The following is a 20,647-nucleotide window of genomic DNA, read 5'->3' on the forward strand; positions in this document are numbered from 1 at the left end:
CAGGGCTTTTTTTCGACTACAATTCACCAAAAATCTTGGTTAAGTCGATTAATTCGATTACGCGCACAGTTTTAACGCTTCATTATTCTATCGCTCACTTTGGCGTATTTTTTGCTGTACTATCTAGAGTCAGTAATCAGTTGTAGTACTAAAATGAAGTCACGAATTCTCCTTGCTTTAATTATCTCCTCGTCAAGTGTCATCGCATCTGAACGATCCACCGTTTCATTTTCCCTTGATAACGATGGTATCTTTGGGGTCGACCAAGATTATACCAATGGCATTTTTCTCTCTTATACTTCAGGGGCAATCAACACGCCTTGGATTCTTACCCCTCTGAGCTTGTCGGTTTGGGGAGCCTCTCCTTTAGACAAAGTCGAGTTTACGTTAGGGCACAAAATGTGGACGCCTTCAGACATTGAAGCAATGGAGCCCCTTGCAAATGACCGACCGTACGCGGGTTATTTCCATGGTGAACTTAATTTCATCAGCCTTCACCCACAGCAAGCTCAGCGATTTAACCTAACTCTCGGCGCAACCGGTGAAAACTCATTGGCAGGCCAAGCACAAAAGTTGGTTCATAGCATTACCGGGTCTGACGATCCAAACGGCTGGGACTACCAAGTCGATGAGGGTATGGTCGGCAGTGTTGGCTACCTATCTCACTTTAACTGGGGACGCAGCCGTTCATTCGGTAATACTGAATTTGAAGTGTCCAACGTCAGCGAAGGCAATATAGGGAGTTTTAGAAGTGATCTTTCTACTGGGATGATGTTTCGATGGGGTACAGACCTTGGGGGAAACATGGGCGCTGCCAACATTTCAACAGAAAACCCATTTCGACCTGGTATGATTGGCGCGTCTAATTCTGCTTGGTTTGTCTTCACTGGCATTGAAGGTCGCTATCGATTCAACGACATCACCATTGAAGGCGAACGACCTAACATTTCAGACCCTGAAAATTACCCAAGCACCCTTGAAAACTGGCAATCTACCGCGGTTTTAGGCGCGGTTTGGTACAACCAATACGTCGGGGCCAGTTTAACCGTGACAGCAAAAACACCCGATTACAAACAAGCGCCAAGCTCGATATATGGTACGGGTGGCCTCGCACTATTTGCCTTTTTCTAACCTTTGCTTGCTATAACACTCAGTAGGATAGCCGTTAGAATAAAAACCATTTTATTGAGACGACTACCTCTACTGATTACTGATTACTGATAGCTAAATTGGCTAAATATTGAAACGTTCGCAGTCTGAATTCAGGCTGCTTGAACGTTCATCCACCAACTCGCTCGTCTGTCTTAGCTGTTCATTATTGTTTTCGAGTTCTTTCATTGCCGATGATATCTCTATCATGTTATTCGCCATTGATTGACTAGTCGTAGCAAGCTCTCTTATTGAGGCGAATATCACTTCGGTTTGATGCGCAGCTTCATCGGCTTTTTCAGTGATTTGACCTAATGCTGTCATCGCTTCGTGGCCTTTTTCTTGACCTGCTTGTATAGAAGATTCAGATTGCCCAATGTACTGAATCACTTCAGCACTCTCTTTTTTCATGGTTTCAATCGTCCCTGAAATCTCACCAACTGCATCAACCGTTCTCACCGCCAGGTTCCTAACTTCATCGGCAACCACGGCAAATCCTCTCCCCTGCTCACCAGCCCTTGCCGCTTCTATCGCCGCATTCAAAGCAAGTAGATTGGTTTGTTCCGCAATCCCGTTAATAATCTCCATAACGGAATCCACTTTTGAGGAGGCGGTTTCTAGCTGTTGAATATGCCCTGCTGCCGACTTCAGTATATTGTTAACATCTTCAAGGGAATCAATAGCTCCTTTGATCACCGTCGCCCCTTCTTCTGCAGCGTTGGTCGATGACTTACTCACATCAGCAACAAACTCCAACGAATTAGACACTTCTTGCGTGGTCACACTGACTTCTTCAGTCGCAGACGCTAACAACTCGGTTTGTCCTAATACTTTCGATTGATTGTGTGCCAACGTATCTATCCCTGTATTCAGTTCTGCCGCATTGACTGACAATGCATTACTGCTATTTTGTACACCATGAACCAATTCACCCAGATTTTCGCAACTTTGGTTAATCGTCATCGCTAATTGGTTAAATTCATCGTTATCGTTCGGGCCTATCTTCATTCTCTGTGATAAATCACCTTTCGCAACGCCGGAAAGAATCGTACTTATTTGCTTAACTGAGCGTGTTAGCGTCCCACTGATTGTGATAAAGATTGCAATAGTAAATACGGCTAATGCCGCACATGCAATGAGAACCGACCATTGGGTTTGGGCCGCACTTTTCTCGGCCTTTCCAATGTATTCAGTCGTAATACCCGCTAACGTATCCGTCACATCACCAATGACCGTCTTTACGCGTAATTCACTTTGAAATAAGTTTTGTTCAATCGTTCCAATCTCTTGGGAAAGCTCAGCAACTCTAAGAAAGGTACTTTTCATCGCTTCAATCTCTTTCTCATAGAGATCAAGCATCGCATATGTATTCGACATGTTTACGAACATCGCCATCGCTCTGTTGAACAAAGTGAGATTTTTTTCGTTAGGCTGAAGCAGATAGTTTTGTTGTGCTTTAATCATAACCTGAAAATCTGAATTCAAAGTCACCATACCGGTTTCTTCAATTTTCTTTTCAATGGTTGTCGCCAGCGATTTTAATTGGCCTAAATTCCCCTCATCTACACTGAATCCGAGCTCTTCCTTCACCGTTAACCATGGAATGAGTGTTTGATAAAACTCGTCCACACTCCCCGTCAGGTCATCAGCTTGCTGAATCAGACCAAGCGCTTTTAGAAAAATCGCATTTTCATCGGCTAACTGCTTAATTTCTTCTGTTGTTACCTTAGTCTTTTCCACTTCATTCGCGGTAAGAGAATCGATGTCAGCGGCAAGTGTCAGTAACGCACTTTGTGTTTTGTATATCGAAATCGAACCAGCAGCCACATCGCCACTACTGATATATTGTGACCCCATTACAGACAAACGGTTTGAGGTAAACAGGCCAAGGCTAATAAAACCGATAGACAAAATCACCAAAAAGGCAGTTATTTTTTGTCGTTGAGATAATGCAAATACTTCCATGAGACACCCTTATCTACTATTGAGATAAACAACTAAGCAAAAATTATGTAACTAAATTATTATTAATATCTTTATTAACTATAACAACTCTATAACACATAACCTGTATAAGGCGATTTATTTTTAATAACTATTTTTAATAACCATTTTAATAACCGTGGAAAAAATGCAGTTAATGCCACAAGCACTGTTTATAACCTGCTATTTATAATAAAATAACGTCAAATTTCCTTTTCGAGATGAGTTCATGTCTACAACTGGTCGCATTCATTCTTTTGAGTCTTGTGGTACCGTCGATGGCCCTGGCATTCGGTTTATTGTGTTTATGCAAGGGTGCTTAATGCGTTGTAAGTATTGCCATAATCGCGATACATGGGATACACATGGCGGAAAAGAGGTCACTGTCGAAGAAATTATTACCGAAGCCAAGTCATACCGACATTTTATGAAGGCATCGGGTGGGGGTATCACTTGTTCCGGTGGCGAAGCGATGCTGCAACCTGAGTTTGTAAGAGATTTCTTCCAAGCAGCGCAAGCCGAAGGTATTCATACTTGTCTTGATACCAACGGGTATATTCGCAAACACACCGACGTAGTTGATGAGGTTCTCGCCTCTACCGATCTCGTTATGCTAGACCTCAAGCATATGAAAGATGAAATTCATCATGATTTTATCGGTGTTTCTAATAAGCGCACCCTAGACTTTGCTCGCTACTTACACAAAATCGGTCAAAAAACTTGGATCCGCTATGTGGTTGTGCCTGGTTATACCGATGACATCGAAGCGGTGCACATGCTTGGTGAGTTTATTAAAGATATGGATAACATTGAAAAAGTTGAACTTCTACCGTATCACAAGCTAGGTGCGCATAAGTGGGAAGCGCTGGGTTTTGAGTACGAACTGGAAGGCGTCAGCCCTCCATCAAAAGAGTCTATGGACAATATTCAGTCAATTTTGAGTCAGTATAACTCTAACGTAAAGTACTGATAAATAATGTTATAGCCTTTTATAAACATGTATTAACACGAATAGAGAATTATTATGGAAATGACCAATGCTCAACGTTTGATCCTTTCAAACCAGTATTACTTGATGTCTCAAATGGACCCAGAAAACCGTGGTAAGTACCAACGTTTTCAGACCATTGTAGAGCGTGGTTACGAATTGCAAATGCAGGAGCTAAATAAAGACTTCGGTTGTATCGTTGAAGCTGAGTGTCGTCAAGTGATTGATATTTTGGAAATGTATCATGCGATGCAAGAATCGAACAAAATGCTCAAAGACGATGAGCGTAAAGACGTCGACCAAAGACGCTTACAGTTTTTAGGGTTTGATATCGCTCGCGAATCACAGCTCGTCAATTACGTTCGTTTCTTGATTGACTCTGAAGGCTTATACCCGCACTTTGATAAAGCGGATCACCACTTCAATAGCCAAATGCCGATGCTTGAAAAGTATCGTCGCATGCTGGCAACGTGGCGAGCCTGCCCTCGTCAATATCACTTGTGTGCGACTGAGTTGAATCAAATCTTTAATGCATAACTTTAATGCATGAACTTGGAGCATAAGCCCAAGTAAACCCGATTGGATAAAGGTTAGCGTAGAGCTGGCCTTTTTTTGTACCGTATTCCATGAACATCTTTATCACCTAATTCTCTCCCCTCGTTCCTCTATTTTGCAATTAAACACATAATTGTTAAGCACAATTCTAAAACTAAACTAATCTTAACTATGAAAGGATTTGTATTTCGATTGCGGGTTGTTTGACAGTTTGAACGGTTCAAAGGGGATTTCATGATGAGTATTTTCGACCATTTCCAAGCACGCTATGAGGCAGCCAAAGACGAAGAGTTGTCGCTTCAAGAGTTTCTTTCTCTTTGTAAAGAGGATAAGAGCGCCTACGCAAACGCAGCAGAGCGATTACTGCTCGCTATTGGTGAGCCAGAAGTTATCGATACCGCCTTAGATCCCACCCTAAGCCGAATTTTCTCTAATCGTGTTATCTCAAGATATAAAACATTTGAAGATTTCTACGGCATGGAAGACGCGATTGAACAAATTGTCTCCTATTTAAAACATGCGGCGCAAGGACTAGAGGAACGCAAACAAATACTCTACTTGCTCGGCCCTGTCGGTGGCGGTAAATCATCCTTAGCTGAAAAACTAAAAGCACTCATGCAACAAATGCCGATTTATGTGTTATCAGCGAATGGTGAGCGAAGCCCTGTCAATGACCACCCGTTTTGCCTTTTTGATGTCAATGAAGATGGCGAGGTCTTAAAGCAAGATTACGGAATAGAGAAACGCTATGTACGCTCGATTATGTCTCCATGGGCAGCCAAACGTCTTAAAGAGTTTGGGGGGGACTTATCTAAGTTTAAAGTCGTGAAACTGCGCCCTTCTATCCTTGAACAAATTGCCATTGCCAAAACAGAACCTGGCGATGAAAACAACCAAGATATTTCATCTCTGGTCGGTAAAGTTGATATTCGTCAGTTAGAACATTTTTCTCAAGATGACCCCGATGCTTACAGCTACTCCGGTTCATTGTGTAAGGCAAACCAGGGGTTAATGGAATTTGTCGAAATGTTCAAAGCGCCAATAAAAGTATTACACCCTCTGCTAACCGCGACACAAGAGGGCAACTTTAACGGCACAGAAGGGTTATCTGCTCTACCATTTGATGGCATGATTTTGGCTCACTCGAATGAATCAGAGTGGCAAACGTTCAGAAACAACAAAAACAACGAAGCGTTCTTAGACCGTGTTTACATCGTCAAAGTCCCTTACTGTTTACGTGTGTCTGAAGAAATCAAGATCTACCAAAAACTTCTGGAACATTCCGAACTGTCTAAAGCCCCATGCTCACCGAGTACCCTAGGGTTATTGGCACAGTTTACTATCCTCTCTCGTTTGAAAGAGCCAGAAAACTCCTCTTTGTTCTCTAAAATGAGGGTTTATGATGGTGAAACGCTAAAGGACACCGACCCGAAAGCGAAAAGCTATCAAGAGTACCGTGACTACGCAGGAGTCGACGAAGGTATGTCCGGTTTGTCGACACGTTTCGCTTTTAAGATTTTGTCGCGAGTCTTTAACTTTGACCAGACCGAAGTCGCTGCCAACCCTGTTCATCTGTTCTATGTCATCGAACAGCAGGTTGAAAGAGAGCAGTTTCCACAAGAGCAAGCTGAAAAGTACCTTGAGTTTCTGAAAGGCTACCTCGTACCTAAATATGTCGAGTTTATTGGTAAAGAGATCCAAACGGCCTACCTTGAATCTTATTCCGAATATGGGCAAAACATATTCGACCGTTACGTGACCTATGCGGATTTCTGGATTCAAGACCAAGAATATCGCGATCCAGAAACGGGGCAGCTGTTTGATAGAGGCGCACTCAATAGTGAACTCGAGAAAATAGAGAAAACAGCGGGCATCAGTAATCCGAAAGATTTCAGAAACGAGATAGTCAACTTCGTATTAAGAGCGAAAGCAAACAACAACGGCAAAAATCCGGTTTGGACCAGTTACGAGAAACTTCGTACCGTTATTGAGAAAAAGATGTTCTCGAATACGGAAGAACTGCTCCCCGTTATCTCTTTCAATGCGAAAACGTCATCAGACGACCAGAAAAAACATGATGATTTCGTCGCTCGCATGATGGAAAAAGGATACACCGAAAAACAAGTTAGATTGCTGTCTGAGTGGTATTTACGCGTTCGTAAATCTTCTTAATCGTAAGCAACGCTAAAACCGACAGTCTTTAACCATCGTAGTATCACTTGATGGTTAAAGGCTCAGTGGAGTGATGTTTCATGAGGAATTGCTGATGGCACAATTTATCGACAGAAGGCTTAACGGGAAAAACAAGAGTGCAGTCAACCGACAACGTTTTTTGCGCCGCCATAAAGAACAGATTAAAGAGTCGGTAGCCGATGCCGTTAATAGCCGCTCAATCACCAATACGGATTCCGGTGAAGATGTTTCTATACCTCACCGCGACATAAAAGAGCCGACCTTTCACCAAGGGCAAGGAGGCAAACGCGAGCGAGTCCATCCTGGTAATGACCAATTCATCAAAGGCGACAAAGTTGAAAGGCCGAAAGGTGGCGGGCAAGGTAATGGAGCCGGAGAAGGCAAAGCCAGCCCTGATGGCGATGGGGAAGACGAATTTGTCTTTCAAATATCCAAAGACGAATATTTGGACCTTCTTTTTGAAGATCTAGAGCTTCCCAACCTCGAAAAAAATCAGGTCAACAAAGTAACCGAATGGAAAACGCATCGCGCGGGGTTTCAATCTGCGGGGATCCCATCCAACATCGCTATCGTTCGCTCACTTCAGCAGTCATTAGCGCGCAGAACAGCAATGACAGCGGGTAAAAAACGCCTAATCAGTGAGTTGGAAGAGGAACTTGAGCGCATCCAAAATGCTGAACCCGCTCAAATGCTCGAAGAAAAGCGCATCCAAGAAGAGATCGAAGATTTAAGAAAAAAACTCAAAAGTGTTCCATTCATTGATACCTTCGATCTTCGTTATAAAAATTACGAAAAGCGCCCTATCCCATCAAGCCAAGCGGTCATGTTTTGTTTAATGGATGTCTCCGGCTCGATGGATCAAGCCACAAAAGATATCGCCAAACGTTTTTATGTGCTGCTCTATCTATTTTTGAATCGTACTTATGAAAATGTCGATGTTGTTTTCATTCGTCATCACACCCAAGCAAAAGAAGTCGATGAGCATGAATTTTTCTACTCTCAGGAAACGGGAGGAACCATTGTTTCTAGTGCGTTGAAACTCATGAATGACATCGTTGCTGAGCGATACCCAGCATCCGAATGGAACATCTATGCGGCGCAAGCGTCAGACGGCGACAACTGGGCCGATGATTCTCCTCGCTGTAAAGAGCTACTGGTTAATCAACTCTTACCGACTTGTCAGTACTACTCCTACATCGAGATCACGAGGCGTTCTCATCAAACTCTTTGGCATGAATACGAAAAGCTTGCACAGCAATTTGACAATTTTGCGATGAAAAATATTAAAACCGTTGATGACATCTTCCCCATATTTCGGGAACTCTTTCAAAAAGAATCAACTTAGGGGAACGTGCCCATGGCGACTCAAGCAAAAACAGAAACATCAAAAAAAAGTAAGTCAAAAGATAAGATGCTCCCTGACGGCCCCGACTGGACGTTCAACTTATTAGAGCAATACCACGTTGAGATAAAACGCGTCGCACAGCATTATCGACTCGACACATACCCAAATCAAATCGAAGTGATTACCTCCGAGCAAATGATGGACGCCTACTCAAGTATCGGTATGCCCATTAACTATAATCACTGGTCTTTTGGTAAGAAGTTTATCCAGACCGAACAAGGCTATAAACATGGCCAAATGGGCCTTGCTTATGAGATTGTGATTAATTCAAACCCTTGTATCGCTTATTTGATGGAAGAGAATACTGTTACTATGCAAGCGCTCGTCATGGCTCATGCGTGTTATGGTCACAACTCATTTTTTAAGGGCAATTACCTCTTTCAAACCTGGACAGACGCCAGCTCCATCATTGATTATCTATTGTTTGCAAAAAACTACCTAGCAGAGTGTGAAGAAAAATATGGGGTTCCTCAGGTTGAAGAGCTCCTCGACTCTTGCCATGCGCTTATGAACTATGGTGTGGATCGATATAAAAGACCTGAGAAGATCTCAATTGCAGAAGAGACGGCACGGCAGCAAGAAAGGGAAGCCTATCTACAATCTCAAGTTAACGAATTGTGGCGAACAGTACCAAAAACAGCCATAAAAGATGAAGATATGAAAGTAAGGTTTCCCAGCGAACCTCAAGAAAATATCCTCTACTTTATTGAGAAACACGCTCCACTCCTGGAACCCTGGCAACGAGAAGTCGTTCGTATCGTCCGTAAAATCAGTCAGTATTTTTATCCTCAAAAACAGACACAGGTAATGAATGAAGGATGGGCCACTTTTTGGCACTACACGATATTGAACCACCTATACGACGAGGGATTAGTCTCGGATAAGTTTATCCTTGAATTTCTGCACAGCCATACCAGTGTCGTAGCACAACCAGCATACAATAGCCCTCATTTTAGTGGCATTAACCCATACGCGCTTGGTTTTGCTATGTTTCAAGACATCAAACGTATCTGCGAAGACCCCACTGATGAAGATGTAGAATGGTTCCCTGACCTAGCAGGAAGTGATTGGTTAGACGCTGTTCATTTTGCAATGCATAACTTTAAAGACGAGAGCTTTATTAGCCAGTATTTATCACCTAAGTTAATGCGCGATTTTAAACTGTTTGCAATTAATGATGACGACCGAAAGAATTACATCGAAATCAGCGCGATTCACGACGATTCTGGTTATCGTCAAATTAGAGAAAAACTCGCCGCGCAATATAATTTGAGTAACCTAGAACCAAATATCCAAGTATTTAATGTCGATGTGCGTGGTGACCGATCTCTGACTCTCCAATACGTGCCACAAGATAGAGTGCCACTTGCTGACAACTATGAAGAGGTGCTGAAACATCTTTATCGAATATGGGGGTTTGACGTTATTTTAGAGGAAGTAAAAGAAACCGGTCGAAGAGAGATTTTGGCGGCGTGTCCACAGCGTCATGACTATGACGCTAAGATATGACTATGACGCTAAGATATGGCTACAACGTTAAGATATGGCTACAACGTTAAGATATAGCTGTCTCGTATCACCCAAGAATACTCACGTTCAACACAATGAGAATGGAATAGAATCACAGTAATACCAAACACAACTCATCAATAGAATGAGTCATGGAGCGTAAAGCGGTAGAACAAAGCGATAAAAAACAAAAAGGAGCAATCTTTGCTCCTTTTTAACTGCGCTCTTAGAAGCGTCTGTTCGATTCTAACCTAAAATCCCGCGGACTATCTCAAGATCTTCTGGCGTATCAACCCCCGCAGCTGGCGCCTCTTTTGCGATGTCGACATGAATCTTTTCGCCATGCCACAACACTCGTAACTGCTCTAAACATTCGATTCTTTCTAAAGCCGTAGGCTGCCAATGAATATACGTGTTAATAAATCCAGCACGATAAGCATAAATGCCAATATGGCGCAGTAAGGGTTGAACAATGGCTGGGTTAGCCTTAGAGAAAGCATCTCGGTCCCACGGAATCGATGCACGGCTAAAGTAGAGTGCATAACCCTCTTTGTCCGTAACAACTTTGACCGCATTCGGATTAAAGACTTCACTTTCATCTGAAATTTCCACCGCCAACGTCGCCATCGGAGCAACACTGTTCGCGAGGTTATTGGCTACCTGCTTAATAATTGAAGGAGGGATCAAAGGCTCGTCACCTTGAACATTCACCACAATATGGTCATCAGGGATGTTCATGACCTTAACGACTTCAGCTAGACGTTCGGTGCCAGACTCATGATCAGGCGATGTCATGCAGACCTGCCCACCAAAAGATAACACCGCCGCCTCTACACGACTGTCATCCGTCGCTATGATAACCTGCTCAGCACCAGCTTGAATGGCTTGCTCATAGACCCATTGAATCATAGGCTTCCCAGCAATATCGGCCAAAGGTTTACCAGGAAGACGGCTAGACTGAAATCGTGCTGGAATGACAACCGTAAATGACATTAACGTCCCTCTTCTGCTGAAATAGTACGAGCTTCAGGTTCGATTAAAACAGGAATACCTTCTTTAACTGGGTAAGCTAATCGGTCTAGCTTACAAATAAGTTCTTGGTTTTCTTTATCAAACGTGAGCTTTCCCTTACACACAGGGCAAGCGACAATCTCAAATAGACGATGATCCATATTGTTCCATTACCTCTTTTATTTTTTCCATAATACGCTGTTCGTTACCCATTTCAAACTCAGCAGAAACAGGTAAATACCACCATGTTTCAGTAGCAAAATCTCGACACTTGACGGCATCTTTCTCTGTCATGATCAGGTTTGAGCCATATTGACTTAGCGTATTTAACTCTTGTTGTTGATACGCTTGATGATCAGCAAACCCTTGGGTTTTTATTAGCTTCGCATCAAGTTGTTTTAATGTACTAAAAAACCTAGGTGGATGGCCTATCCCAGCAAATGCTACGAGCTTTTCTAATGTACTCACACAGGCACGCTCTCCGGTGACCAAGTTAATGGCCTCTGATGGCATCAACGTCATGCCAATTTCACTCTTTTGAGGTTGACCACCATTAGTAATAACAAAGTCGACTTCCTCAAGGCGAGAGGGTTTTTCCCTTAATGGCCCTAATGGGATCAACTGTTCATTGCCAAAACGCCTAATACCATCAACAATGACAAACTCAATATCTCGCTCAAGCGCGTAGTGTTGAAGTCCATCGTCTGTAATGATGATATCTACCCCTTCGGGAAGCAAAGCTTTTACTGCTTCCGCACGTACTGGCGACACAGCAACAGGCGCTTGGGTTCTTTGTTTGATTAACTTGGGCTCATCACCACAATGCGCGGTCGGCGTTGAGCTTTCAACGATCAACGGATAGTTGGGGGCTTTCGCTCCGTACCCTCTGGACACCACACCCGGTTTAAATCCTTGCTGTTTTAGCTTTTCAACCAGCCAAATGACCACGGGAGTTTTCCCATTCCCACCCGCGGTAATATTCCCTACCACCACCACAGGAACTGGCGCGCGATAGCGTTCTTTACGACCATCGTCAAACGCACATCGACGCTTAGTGCTTATGTATAGAAATAACTGACTTAACGGCCATAATAATGGCCAAAGCAAATATTTTAACGGATGATTATGGAACCAGATCTTTTCAATCACAGGTTACTCACCAAACTGAATTCGATGCAGCTGTGCATAAGCACCATCTTGAGCCAATAACTCTTTATGAGGGCCACGCTCAATAATTTCTCCCTCATCCACAACCAAAATCTCATCCGCTTCTTCAATCGTCGATAAACGGTGGGCAATGACGAGCACAGTTTTGTTTTTTTGCAACTCCTCTAGAGCCGCTTGAATAGCCCGCTCTGATTCTGTATCAAGCGCTGATGTGGCTTCATCCAATATGAGCACTGGAGCATCTCTAAGCAATGCACGCGCTATGGCGATGCGTTGGCGCTGACCACCAGAAAGACTCGTGCCATTTTCACCAATGATCGTGTCTAAACCATCATCTAAATTATTGATGAACTCCGTGGCATGAGCCAGTGTCGCGGCCTGTTCTATCTGAGCTCGAGTGTACTTTTCTTCAGCAGCATATGAGATGTTGTTGGCAATCGTGTCGTTAAACAAATGCACATTCTGGGACACCAATGCAAAATGCGTCCTTAGGTTGGTCAGCTTGTAATCGCGAACGTCATGCCCATCCAGTTTTATCGAGCCGGAATCCACATCATAGAATCGAGTAAACAGATTCGCGATGGTACTTTTACCTGACCCCGAACGCCCAACTAAGGCGACCGTTTTTCCGGGTGGAATCGTAAAACTGACGTTGGTTAACGCGGGTTTTTCTTTGCCTTGATAGGTGAAGGTCACGTCATCGACCTCGACTAAACCCTTCACTTTCTTAACGTCTAACTGCCCCTTGTCACGTTCAGTTTCTAAATCCATTAACGAGAACAACGTTTGGCAAGCCGCCATACCTCTTTGGAATTCAGAAGTGACATTGGTTAGAGATTTTAGCGGACGCATTAATCCGAACATAGCGGAGAAAATAACGGTAAAGGTTCCCGGTGTCAGCTCCGCGCGAATTGAATCAACGCTGGCCAGAAATAAAACGGCCACTAAAGCAACCGAGGCGATAAGTTGTATTACTGGGTTGGCGACGGCTTGAGCAGCCACGAGCTTCATGGTCTGCTGACGCATTTGATTACTGACACTATCAAAGCGTTCGCGCTCCACTTCTTGTCCACCATAGCTCAGAACAACCTTGTGCCCTTTAAGCATTTGTTCCGCAGAGGAACTCACACTTCCCATGCTGGTTTGCATATTCTTCGATATTTTTCTAAAGCGTTTAGAAATAATACTGATGCCCCAAGCCACGAAAGGAGCAACAATAAACAGCACTAATGAAAGCTTCCAACTGTTCCAAAACATCAAAGTCAGCAGGCCGATAATGCTTGCCCCTTCTCGTACAATGCTCACCAGTGCACGGCTTGTCGCACCCGCCACTTGTTCAGAATCGTAGGTAATTCGAGACAACAAAGCCCCTGTCGACTCTTTATCGAAAAATGAAACGGGCATGTGCATAAACTGATGGAATATCTTACGGCGCATTAGCATAACGACGTTGCCAGATACCCAACTCAAACAATAAGTAGAAATAAAACCGCTTAAACCTCGAATCACCATCATGCCAAAAATGATGATGGGTAAAATGCGTAAAAAGTCTGATTCTGTACTGCCAAAACCTTCATCCAATAAGGGTTTTAGCAAAGAAAGCATGTACGTGTCTGCGACAGCATTAATAATTAGAGCGACAACGGCAACAGCGAGACCTGCTTTGTAGAGTCGAATATAAGTCCATAATCGCTTAAAGGTTTGCAGCGTGGTTTCATCTGTAGTTGTCGACATAAAAGTGCTTAATTTTGAATGCAATATTGCTTCTATTCTACTCCGTTACGCAGCATCTGCCTATACCAGCGTGTGCCTTCTCTTTCACGAATCGTCGAAACTTGCCACATATTGTCAATCACCTTGACCGTTATTTGCCCATGCTGACCAGTATCTAACCAGTCACTGTTATGTTCTTGATAACGATTGACAACCGACTCATTCGGCAGATTCCAGCGACCACCTTTTGCCAGAGATGCAATCGCCACTTTTGCTTGCACATTCTCTATAAACTTGGAGGTTGATGAAGTACGGCTACCATGATGAGGAACAATGAGCACATCGCTGGGTAATGTTTTAGGCTCTCGGATAAGCAACCACTCAACCATTGCGTCAATATCTCCCGTCAGCAACAGACTAAAAGCGGCATTCTCATCGGTTACACGAATCACACAAGAGTGAGGATTGTACGCTCTCTTTACTTGAGAAATAGGCCATAAAACCTCAAACTTCAGACCTTGCCAAAACCAGTCCATACCCTTCACGCACGGTTGATAACCGCCTAAAGTCTGAGGCGACCATTTGAACAAAGGCAACATGTGTCTCTCCAGCTCTCCTCGTCCACCAGCGTGATCGGCATCAAGATGGCTGAGTATCAATCCGTCTAGTTGGTTTATTCCTCGTCTTTTTAGAGTCGGAATGATCAAGGATTCAGCAATAGAGCCATCCTCCCATCGGTTACCTGTGTCATACACCACCGCCCGGCCCTCTTTTTCAATCAATACCGCAAGCCCGTGTCCAACATCCAACACATCGACACGCCATTGATTGGAATGATTCGGTTGGTCCCATTCATAAAATACAGCACAAATCAAAATACCGCCCACCAGCACTCGTGCCTGTTGGTTCAAATAGGTGCCAATAAACGCGAAGGTAAACACTCCCACAAACATACCCACTTGAAAGCGCGAGAGCGACAACCAACTGAATGACGCATAACCAGAACTCCAATGCACAGGCATCAATACAAATTCCACGACCTGCCAACTCCACGCCGCTAAGCCAATATCCATCATGGTGAAAAACAGGGCAAGAAAAGTAAACGGAATCACGACAACACTAAACCAAGGAATAAATAGGATGTTATAAAGCACGCTACTGGCACTAAACCCACTAAATAGCACGGCAGTCATTGGCACCATCCAGATCACGATCAAAATCTGAACTTTCAATGCTGATAAAAACTGACTTCTATTCACTTTAGGTTTACTCAAGGCATAGATGACCATCGCAACCGCATAAAACGATAACCAGAAACTGCTCGATAACACTGAAAAGGGAGAAAAAATCAAGACGGCAGACATGGTAAGCAGCAGCTTTTTGAGTAACGGCTGTTTATTGGTCGACACAAGCAGCAATGCTCCTGTCAGGCACATGGCTAATGCCCGTTGGGTTGGAATACTAAAGCCGGCAAGCCATGCATACCCAATCGCCAGTATGCTACCGACCAGCCAAGGGAGCCAAAGAAGTGTGGGGGAAATTCGGCTTAACACCTTTCCAATATAAAAACCGACAACAAACATCACTCCGATATGTAAACCTGATATGGCGATAAGGTGGCTCAGGCCACTGTCTCGATAATTTTTCCACTGAGTTTTGGTGAGAAACAACCTCTCACCAAAGACCAAGGCCATGATTGGACCTTTAACCGCACTTTGGTCGACATAATCGAGTGTTCGTTGGTAAAGAGTTTGGCGGTAGGATTGTTGGCTGGTCACGACATAAGAACGATCAGATTTGATGGTTCCCCTAGCGACCCACCCCTTGACCAAATAGTGGGATTCCATATCAAAACCGTGCTCGTTTTTTCGTCCATAAATGGGCTTCACGACAACATGAGCCTGAAGAGTGTCGCCCAATTTTAAAGGCGCTGGGCTGACAAGGCGTATTGCAGGCTGCTCAAAAAATGACAATCTTTGACCATTGATTGTACTAACTAAAACCGTCCCCTCATAACCGTGACGTATTTGCTTAAAAAAGCTGTCAATTCGAGCATTTATGGTAATATCCACACCGTGTTTGAAAATGATATTCTGATGTTGTTGTAGTTGATGTCCTTCTATTAACACAGTGAATACTGCAAGGGAAATACCAAAGAATGGCCGTAACCTTCTATGCTTAATAGAGGCGATTACACACATAATGGAGACAATAGACCATTTCCAGTCAGGCAAAGATGGCCAAAACGGAGAACTTAAAACCGTTATAGAGAACGAAGATAACGTCCAGTAATTTATTAAGAGAGTCATATTTTCCTATGCCAAGAAAATTCATCAAACGTTTTATGCCTGACCACAGCGTGATTAAGCGTCAGAAGGCACTAAAAATTTTTGGCAATGTTCTGTATAACCCTAACCTCTGGTGTTTAAACCGCCGTTCAGCTGCGGGAGCCTTTGCCGTTGGCTTATTCATGGCGTTTGTTCCTTTACCTAGCCAAATGCTTTTGGCCGCTGGCCTCGCAATATCTTGTGGTGTGAACCTTCCTCTCTCTGTTGCCTTAGTCTGGATAAGCAATCCCATCACCATGCCCGTATTGTTTTATTGCGCTTACAAAGTCGGTGCGCTGGTCATGAACGTCCCACCTGAAGCTTTTCATTTCGAACTTAGCTGGGAATTTTTAATGCACCAAATGAACACCATGGGACCTCCTTTTCTTCTTGGGTGCCTCATCTGCGGTGTCATTGCAGCTATGATTGGTTACTTTGGTATTCGAGGCTTATGGCGTTATTCAGTAGTAAGAAGTTGGCGACAACGTAGATTACGCTAGCGATTTCAAACACAAAGGTACAATCGTATTCCGTAAACTGGCATTCATGTTTAGCCATCAGTGTATGACGAAGTAGACAAACAATGAAAAAGGACCACATGGGTCCTTTTTTCGTATTGCTAAGCACAACCTGTTTTCGGCTGTTTGACTTATTTTCAACCCGTTAACTCAAGCTGATAAAACGAGTCGACAAGGCCAAAAGGAGAGCTATTTCGCACTCAGCACACTCGCTGGATTCAGCTTACTCGCACGCGAGGCGGGATACCACGTTGCTAACAAACTTAGCATAATGGCAGTCATGGATACCAACACCACGTCATTCAACATAACTTGCGAAGGCAAAAAGTCGACAAAATAGATATCACCAGACAAAAACTGATGATCTAACAACGTCTCTAATGCGCCAATTATTGACGTCAGATTAAACGCAATAAAGACCCCAATAACACTACCTGTAACACTGCCAAGCACTCCTGAAAAAACGCCTTGCCAAACAAATATTCGCTTAATTAGGCCATCAGTTGCACCCATGGTGCGTAGAATCGCTATTTCACCTGCTCGATCTTTTACCGCCATCATGAGTGTCGACACAATATTAAAACTTGCTACGCCAATAACGAGTACCATCACGAGATACATGATGGTTCTAACCAGTTGAATATCGCGATATAAGAATCCAAACTTTTGCTGCCAACTGCGAAGATACACATACTCTTCTAACTGGTTTCCTACACTACGAACAATGAAAGTCGCGTTGAGGACATCGTCGACCTTAATCGATACGCCAGTGACTTTATCACCAAGTTGCGCGTATTGCTGGGCATCTTCAAGCGGGATAATCGCCAGGTTATGGTCTATTTGTCCATTAAGTGTCAAGAGACCCGCTACCTTAACCCTAACGCGCTGTGGCGCTTGTACCTTTGTGGTCCCATTAATGACAGGTAGCATTAGAGTCAATGAGTCACCAACCTCAACGCCAATCGCTTGAGCGACGCCTTGACCTAGAATGATCTGCCCCCCCCCTGGATGGAAGGTTTCCCACACTTTCGCGTCAACAAATTCCATTAGACTTGACACTTCAGCTTCTAATGTAGGCTTAATACCTCGTACTTCCACCGCTTTTAACTGCGATCCTTTTTCAGCCAGTGCCGTCAATTTAATAAAAGGGGCAGCAGCCAAGACATTGTTATTCTCTTTAGCTTGTTCCACCATTTTTGGCCAGTCCTGAATGGGCTTTTGTACCCCTTCAAACTCGCCATGAGAAACAACCGACAGCACTCTATCTCGAAGCTCTCGTTCAAACCCGTTCATCGCTGACAGGCCGATAATAATCACTGCGACACCGACAGCAATGCCAATCGTTGATGACAGAGAAATGAACGACACCATTTTATTACGTTGCTTCGCGCGACTAAATCGGCCACCAATAAACAGCGAAAGTGAAGAAAACATTACTCGGCCTCGTCATCAATGAAAGACCCGTCTTGCACCAACAACCCATCTTGCATTTTAAGCTGCCTGTCCATCTTCGCCGCCAGTTCACTGTCATGTGTCACGACCAAAAAGGCGGTCCCCGATTCTTGATTCAGCTGGCGCATCAGATCATAAATCGACAATGCAGTCGCATGATCTAGGTTCCCTGTGGGCTCATCAGCCAAAACAAGGTCCGGTTTATTCACTAACGCACGCGCGATCGCGACTCGTTGACGTTCTCCACCGGACAGCTCTGATGGACGATGCCCAATGCGATGTGTTAACCCAACTTTATCAAGTAATGCCTTTGCTGCTGCATTCGCTTCACTACGCTTCATTCCGCCGATAAGTAAAGGCATCGCGACGTTTTCTAAAGCAGAAAAATCCGCAAGAAGATGGTGGAACTGGTAAACAAACCCAAGATGGCGATTGCGAATCTTTGCCTGTTTATTGGAGCTCAGTGCAGCCAAATTATGCTCGAGGAACGTCACGTTTCCTTCAGTGCAATCATCCAACGCGCCAAGGATGTGCAATAGAGTGCTCTTTCCCGATCCTGATGTTCCAATGATGGAGACTAACTCGCCTTTTTTTAGATCAAAACTGACGCCTTTGAGAACCTGCGTATCCAAAGAGCCGTCATGGTAGGTTTTACATACATTATGACATTGTAGAAGATTACTCATATCTTAAAGCCTCGGCGGGTTTGACGGATGATGCGCGGTACGAAGGAAACAAGGTGGCTAATAAACTCAGCACAACGGCTAAGACAACAACGATGAATATTTGCGATGGGTTGATCAATATGGGCAGCTGCCCTCCCACAGAAAATAGCGCAACGCCCATCGTTTCAAGAATCGTATTAAGGTTAACCGCAAGCAGCACGCCTAACGCCCCACCAGCCAGCGCCCCAATGACTCCGCTGCTCGCACCTTGAACCATAAATATAGCGAGGACTTGGTGATCGCTCATGCCCTGTGTTTTTAAGATGGCCACTTCCGATTGCTTTTCCATCACCACCATAATAAGGGCTGAAATGATATTGAACGCCGCCACACCGACAATCAGCCCTAGCATTAATCCCATCATGTTCTTTTCCATTTGAACCGCTTGAAACAATTCTCCTCGTTGCTCACGCCAGTCGCTCCAATGCCAGTTTTGAGGAAGCGCTTGTTTGGATAAATCGGCCACAACGAACGGGTCATCAAAAAAGAGACGCCATCCTGAAATCGTGTCGGGTGAATATCGTAGTAACCTAGCGGCATCCGACAAATGCGTGACCATCAACTGTGCATCAACATCGGACCCGGTGTTAAAAAGCCCCGCGACAGTAAAATTACGTTGGCTAGGTATGCGGCCAAAAGGGGTGTATTGGCTTGCGCTCGTCACCATAAGTCGGACTTTGTCACCGGTTGAAACGTTGAGCGAGCGGGCAAGGCTATGGCCAAGAAACACGTGGTAATCGCCTTGTTTTAGATCGGACAACCGCCCTGCAATTAAGTGTTGTTCTATCGGGTCATTCTCTTCGGGCAAGATGCCCAGCATCATTCCAGCGGTCAATTGAGAGGCGCTTTGGATAACCGCTTCACTGCGAACAATCGGTTCAGGGGCTTTTTGATCGGACATTTGAGAAATAAAACCTGGAATATCAGCAGTATGTTCAGTTTTATCATTATTTTGAGAAATGACCGCTTGGGGCAGTACGCCCAGAATGCGGCTTTTCAATTGCGCCTCAAACCCGTTCATGACCGAAAGAACCGTAATCAAAGACATAACACCAATAGTAATTCCAGCTGTCGACATGTAAGAGACAAATCGACTGAATCTATCACCGGATCGTCCCCTGAGGTAACGCAGACCGATATAGAACGAAATGGGAAGAGTCATAGTTAAAACCAAGATAAATTGAACCCCATACTTTAACGATTTACGTACTAAGGTTATAGCCCTAATTTGCTAAAAATAAGTTAATTGTACCCAATTACAGAGACATACCTTGATATGTTTGTAGCGATGGCGATAATCACAACTCAAGCATTACAAAATTCCTTCTATTGGCAATAATAAAAGGGGGACGATCGGCAATAAAAGGAGCTCTACTATGTCAGATCAGGCGTTTTTTTCCGTTCAACATAAGATGACGGCGAACATCGAGCCATTACCGGCAGAATTTGTCTTCCCTTCTAATGACGTCTTCGAGTCCGAGATCCCAACTCCTTTTATTGTATCGAGTGAATTTAGCCAACTTGATAAGCTTAACGAGTCTGCACGAATCGAGCTGACGAACAGTGATTTCAAACATGTTGTGCAACTGTTAGACACACAAAATTCTAAGCTTAACTTGCTGCTGACGTTCATGCTTTCTCAACAAGACGATGAACAGTTTCGTAATACAACCCATTCATTTGGCGCGAGCGTCTTTTCTTATTACAGCAAAGCTAAACTGGCGGTGGGGACAAAAACGCGTGTCAAATTATTCTTAGATCACCCGCCTGCTGCCATTTATTGTTACGGCGAAGTCAGTTCTGTAGAGCAACATGACTTAGGCTGGGATACGACTATCCAGTACACATTATTAAGAGACGCAGACGAAGACATACTCATTCGAGCCGCGCTCTACCAACAACAAAAACTCCTGCGTCAGCGCTCCCTTAATAGAGACAAATAAGTACCCTTT

17 protein-coding genes are annotated in these 20,647 nt (G+C 44.0%); 8 read left to right on the top strand and 9 right to left on the bottom strand.

Features of this window, described 5'->3' with window-relative positions; all coding sequences use genetic code 11:
* Positions 1 to 153: 153 nt before the first annotated feature.
* Positions 154 to 1,131, top strand: a complete 978-nt coding sequence (locus QF117_RS15590; protein WP_282386677.1) for a lipid A-modifier LpxR family protein — start codon at positions 154 to 156, stop codon at positions 1,129 to 1,131.
* 102 nt (positions 1,132 to 1,233) lie between these two features.
* Here the strand turns inward: QF117_RS15590 and QF117_RS15595 are convergent, their stop codons facing one another.
* A complete protein-coding gene (locus QF117_RS15595) occupies positions 1,234 to 3,114 on the bottom strand; it encodes a methyl-accepting chemotaxis protein (protein WP_282386679.1) in 1,881 nt (626 codons plus the stop codon).
* A 247-nt stretch (positions 3,115 to 3,361) separates the two neighbouring features.
* On the opposite strand from QF117_RS15595, the gene pflA reads away from it, so the two are divergent.
* The 5 genes from pflA to QF117_RS15620 all read left to right on the top strand — a co-directional run bounded on the left by pflA (position 3,362) and on the right by QF117_RS15620 (position 9,782).
* Positions 3,362 to 4,102, top strand: a complete 741-nt coding sequence (gene pflA / locus QF117_RS15600) for a pyruvate formate lyase 1-activating protein (RefSeq protein WP_282386680.1) — start codon at positions 3,362 to 3,364, stop codon at positions 4,100 to 4,102.
* 54 nt (positions 4,103 to 4,156) lie between these two features.
* On the top strand, positions 4,157 to 4,657 hold the full coding sequence (locus QF117_RS15605; protein WP_017033833.1) for a YfbU family protein: 501 nt from the start codon (positions 4,157 to 4,159) through the stop codon (positions 4,655 to 4,657).
* A gap of 255 nt (positions 4,658 to 4,912) precedes the next feature.
* Complete coding sequence (locus QF117_RS15610) at positions 4,913 to 6,847, top strand: PrkA family serine protein kinase (protein WP_069584645.1); 1,935 nt, start codon at positions 4,913 to 4,915, stop codon at positions 6,845 to 6,847.
* A 94-nt stretch (positions 6,848 to 6,941) separates the two neighbouring features.
* Positions 6,942 to 8,213 (top strand): YeaH/YhbH family protein, encoded by a 1,272-nt coding sequence (locus QF117_RS15615; RefSeq protein WP_282386681.1) that lies wholly within the window; start codon positions 6,942 to 6,944, stop codon positions 8,211 to 8,213.
* A gap of 12 nt (positions 8,214 to 8,225) precedes the next feature.
* Entirely contained in the window at positions 8,226 to 9,782 is a 1,557-nt protein-coding gene (locus QF117_RS15620; protein ID WP_282386682.1) for a SpoVR family protein, read from the top strand.
* Positions 9,783 to 10,028: 246 nt separating this feature from the next.
* On the opposite strand, the gene kdsB is transcribed toward QF117_RS15620, so the two are convergent.
* Genes kdsB through QF117_RS15645 form a run of 5 tightly spaced genes read right to left on the bottom strand, consistent with a single transcriptional unit; the run spans position 10,029 to position 15,982 of the window.
* Positions 10,029 to 10,775, bottom strand: a complete 747-nt coding sequence (kdsB, locus tag QF117_RS15625; RefSeq protein WP_282386683.1) for a 3-deoxy-manno-octulosonate cytidylyltransferase — start codon at positions 10,773 to 10,775, stop codon at positions 10,029 to 10,031.
* Positions 10,775 to 10,954: a Trm112 family protein gene (locus QF117_RS15630; protein WP_017033838.1), complete on the bottom strand. Its 180-nt coding sequence runs from the start codon at positions 10,952 to 10,954 to the stop codon at positions 10,775 to 10,777. The genes kdsB and QF117_RS15630 overlap by 1 nt, the downstream gene beginning before the upstream one ends.
* Complete coding sequence (gene lpxK / locus QF117_RS15635; protein ID WP_282386685.1) at positions 10,935 to 11,942, bottom strand: tetraacyldisaccharide 4'-kinase; 1,008 nt, start codon at positions 11,940 to 11,942, stop codon at positions 10,935 to 10,937. Before lpxK ends, QF117_RS15630 begins: the two co-directional genes overlap by 20 nt.
* Positions 11,943 to 11,945: 3 nt before the next feature.
* Positions 11,946 to 13,694 carry a lipid A ABC transporter ATP-binding protein/permease MsbA gene (msbA, locus tag QF117_RS15640; RefSeq protein ID WP_282386686.1) on the bottom strand — a complete coding sequence of 583 codons (1,749 nt, stop codon included), beginning with the start codon at positions 13,692 to 13,694 and terminating at the stop codon, positions 11,946 to 11,948.
* Positions 13,695 to 13,726: 32 nt separating this feature from the next.
* Positions 13,727 to 15,982: a DNA internalization-related competence protein ComEC/Rec2 gene (locus QF117_RS15645; RefSeq protein WP_282386688.1), complete on the bottom strand. Its 2,256-nt coding sequence runs from the start codon at positions 15,980 to 15,982 to the stop codon at positions 13,727 to 13,729.
* 8 nt (positions 15,983 to 15,990) lie between these two features.
* Between QF117_RS15645 and QF117_RS15650 the strand changes: the two genes are divergently transcribed.
* Complete coding sequence (locus QF117_RS15650) at positions 15,991 to 16,500, top strand: DUF2062 domain-containing protein (RefSeq protein ID WP_282386690.1); 510 nt, start codon at positions 15,991 to 15,993, stop codon at positions 16,498 to 16,500.
* A gap of 207 nt (positions 16,501 to 16,707) precedes the next feature.
* Here QF117_RS15650 and lolE read toward each other — a convergent pair whose 3' ends face one another.
* Genes lolE through lolC form a run of 3 tightly spaced genes read right to left on the bottom strand, consistent with a single transcriptional unit; the run spans position 16,708 to position 19,857 of the window.
* A complete protein-coding gene (gene lolE, locus QF117_RS15655) occupies positions 16,708 to 17,952 on the bottom strand; it encodes a lipoprotein-releasing ABC transporter permease subunit LolE (protein ID WP_282386691.1) in 1,245 nt (414 codons plus the stop codon).
* Entirely contained in the window at positions 17,952 to 18,656 is a 705-nt protein-coding gene (lolD, locus tag QF117_RS15660; protein WP_282386692.1) for a lipoprotein-releasing ABC transporter ATP-binding protein LolD, read from the bottom strand. Before lolD ends, lolE begins: the two co-directional genes overlap by 1 nt.
* On the bottom strand, positions 18,649 to 19,857 hold the full coding sequence (lolC, locus tag QF117_RS15665; RefSeq protein ID WP_282386693.1) for a lipoprotein-releasing ABC transporter permease subunit LolC: 1,209 nt from the start codon (positions 19,855 to 19,857) through the stop codon (positions 18,649 to 18,651). The genes lolD and lolC overlap by 8 nt, the downstream gene beginning before the upstream one ends.
* A gap of 214 nt (positions 19,858 to 20,071) precedes the next feature.
* Here lolC and QF117_RS15670 point away from each other — a divergent pair, with 214 nt between their 5' ends.
* Entirely contained in the window at positions 20,072 to 20,638 is a 567-nt protein-coding gene (locus QF117_RS15670) for a PilZ domain-containing protein (RefSeq protein ID WP_282386694.1), read from the top strand.
* Positions 20,639 to 20,647 lie beyond the last annotated feature (9 nt).

The sequence above is a fragment of the Vibrio sp. YMD68 genome, from assembly GCF_029958905.1.
GTDB lineage: Bacteria > Pseudomonadota > Gammaproteobacteria > Enterobacterales > Vibrionaceae > Vibrio.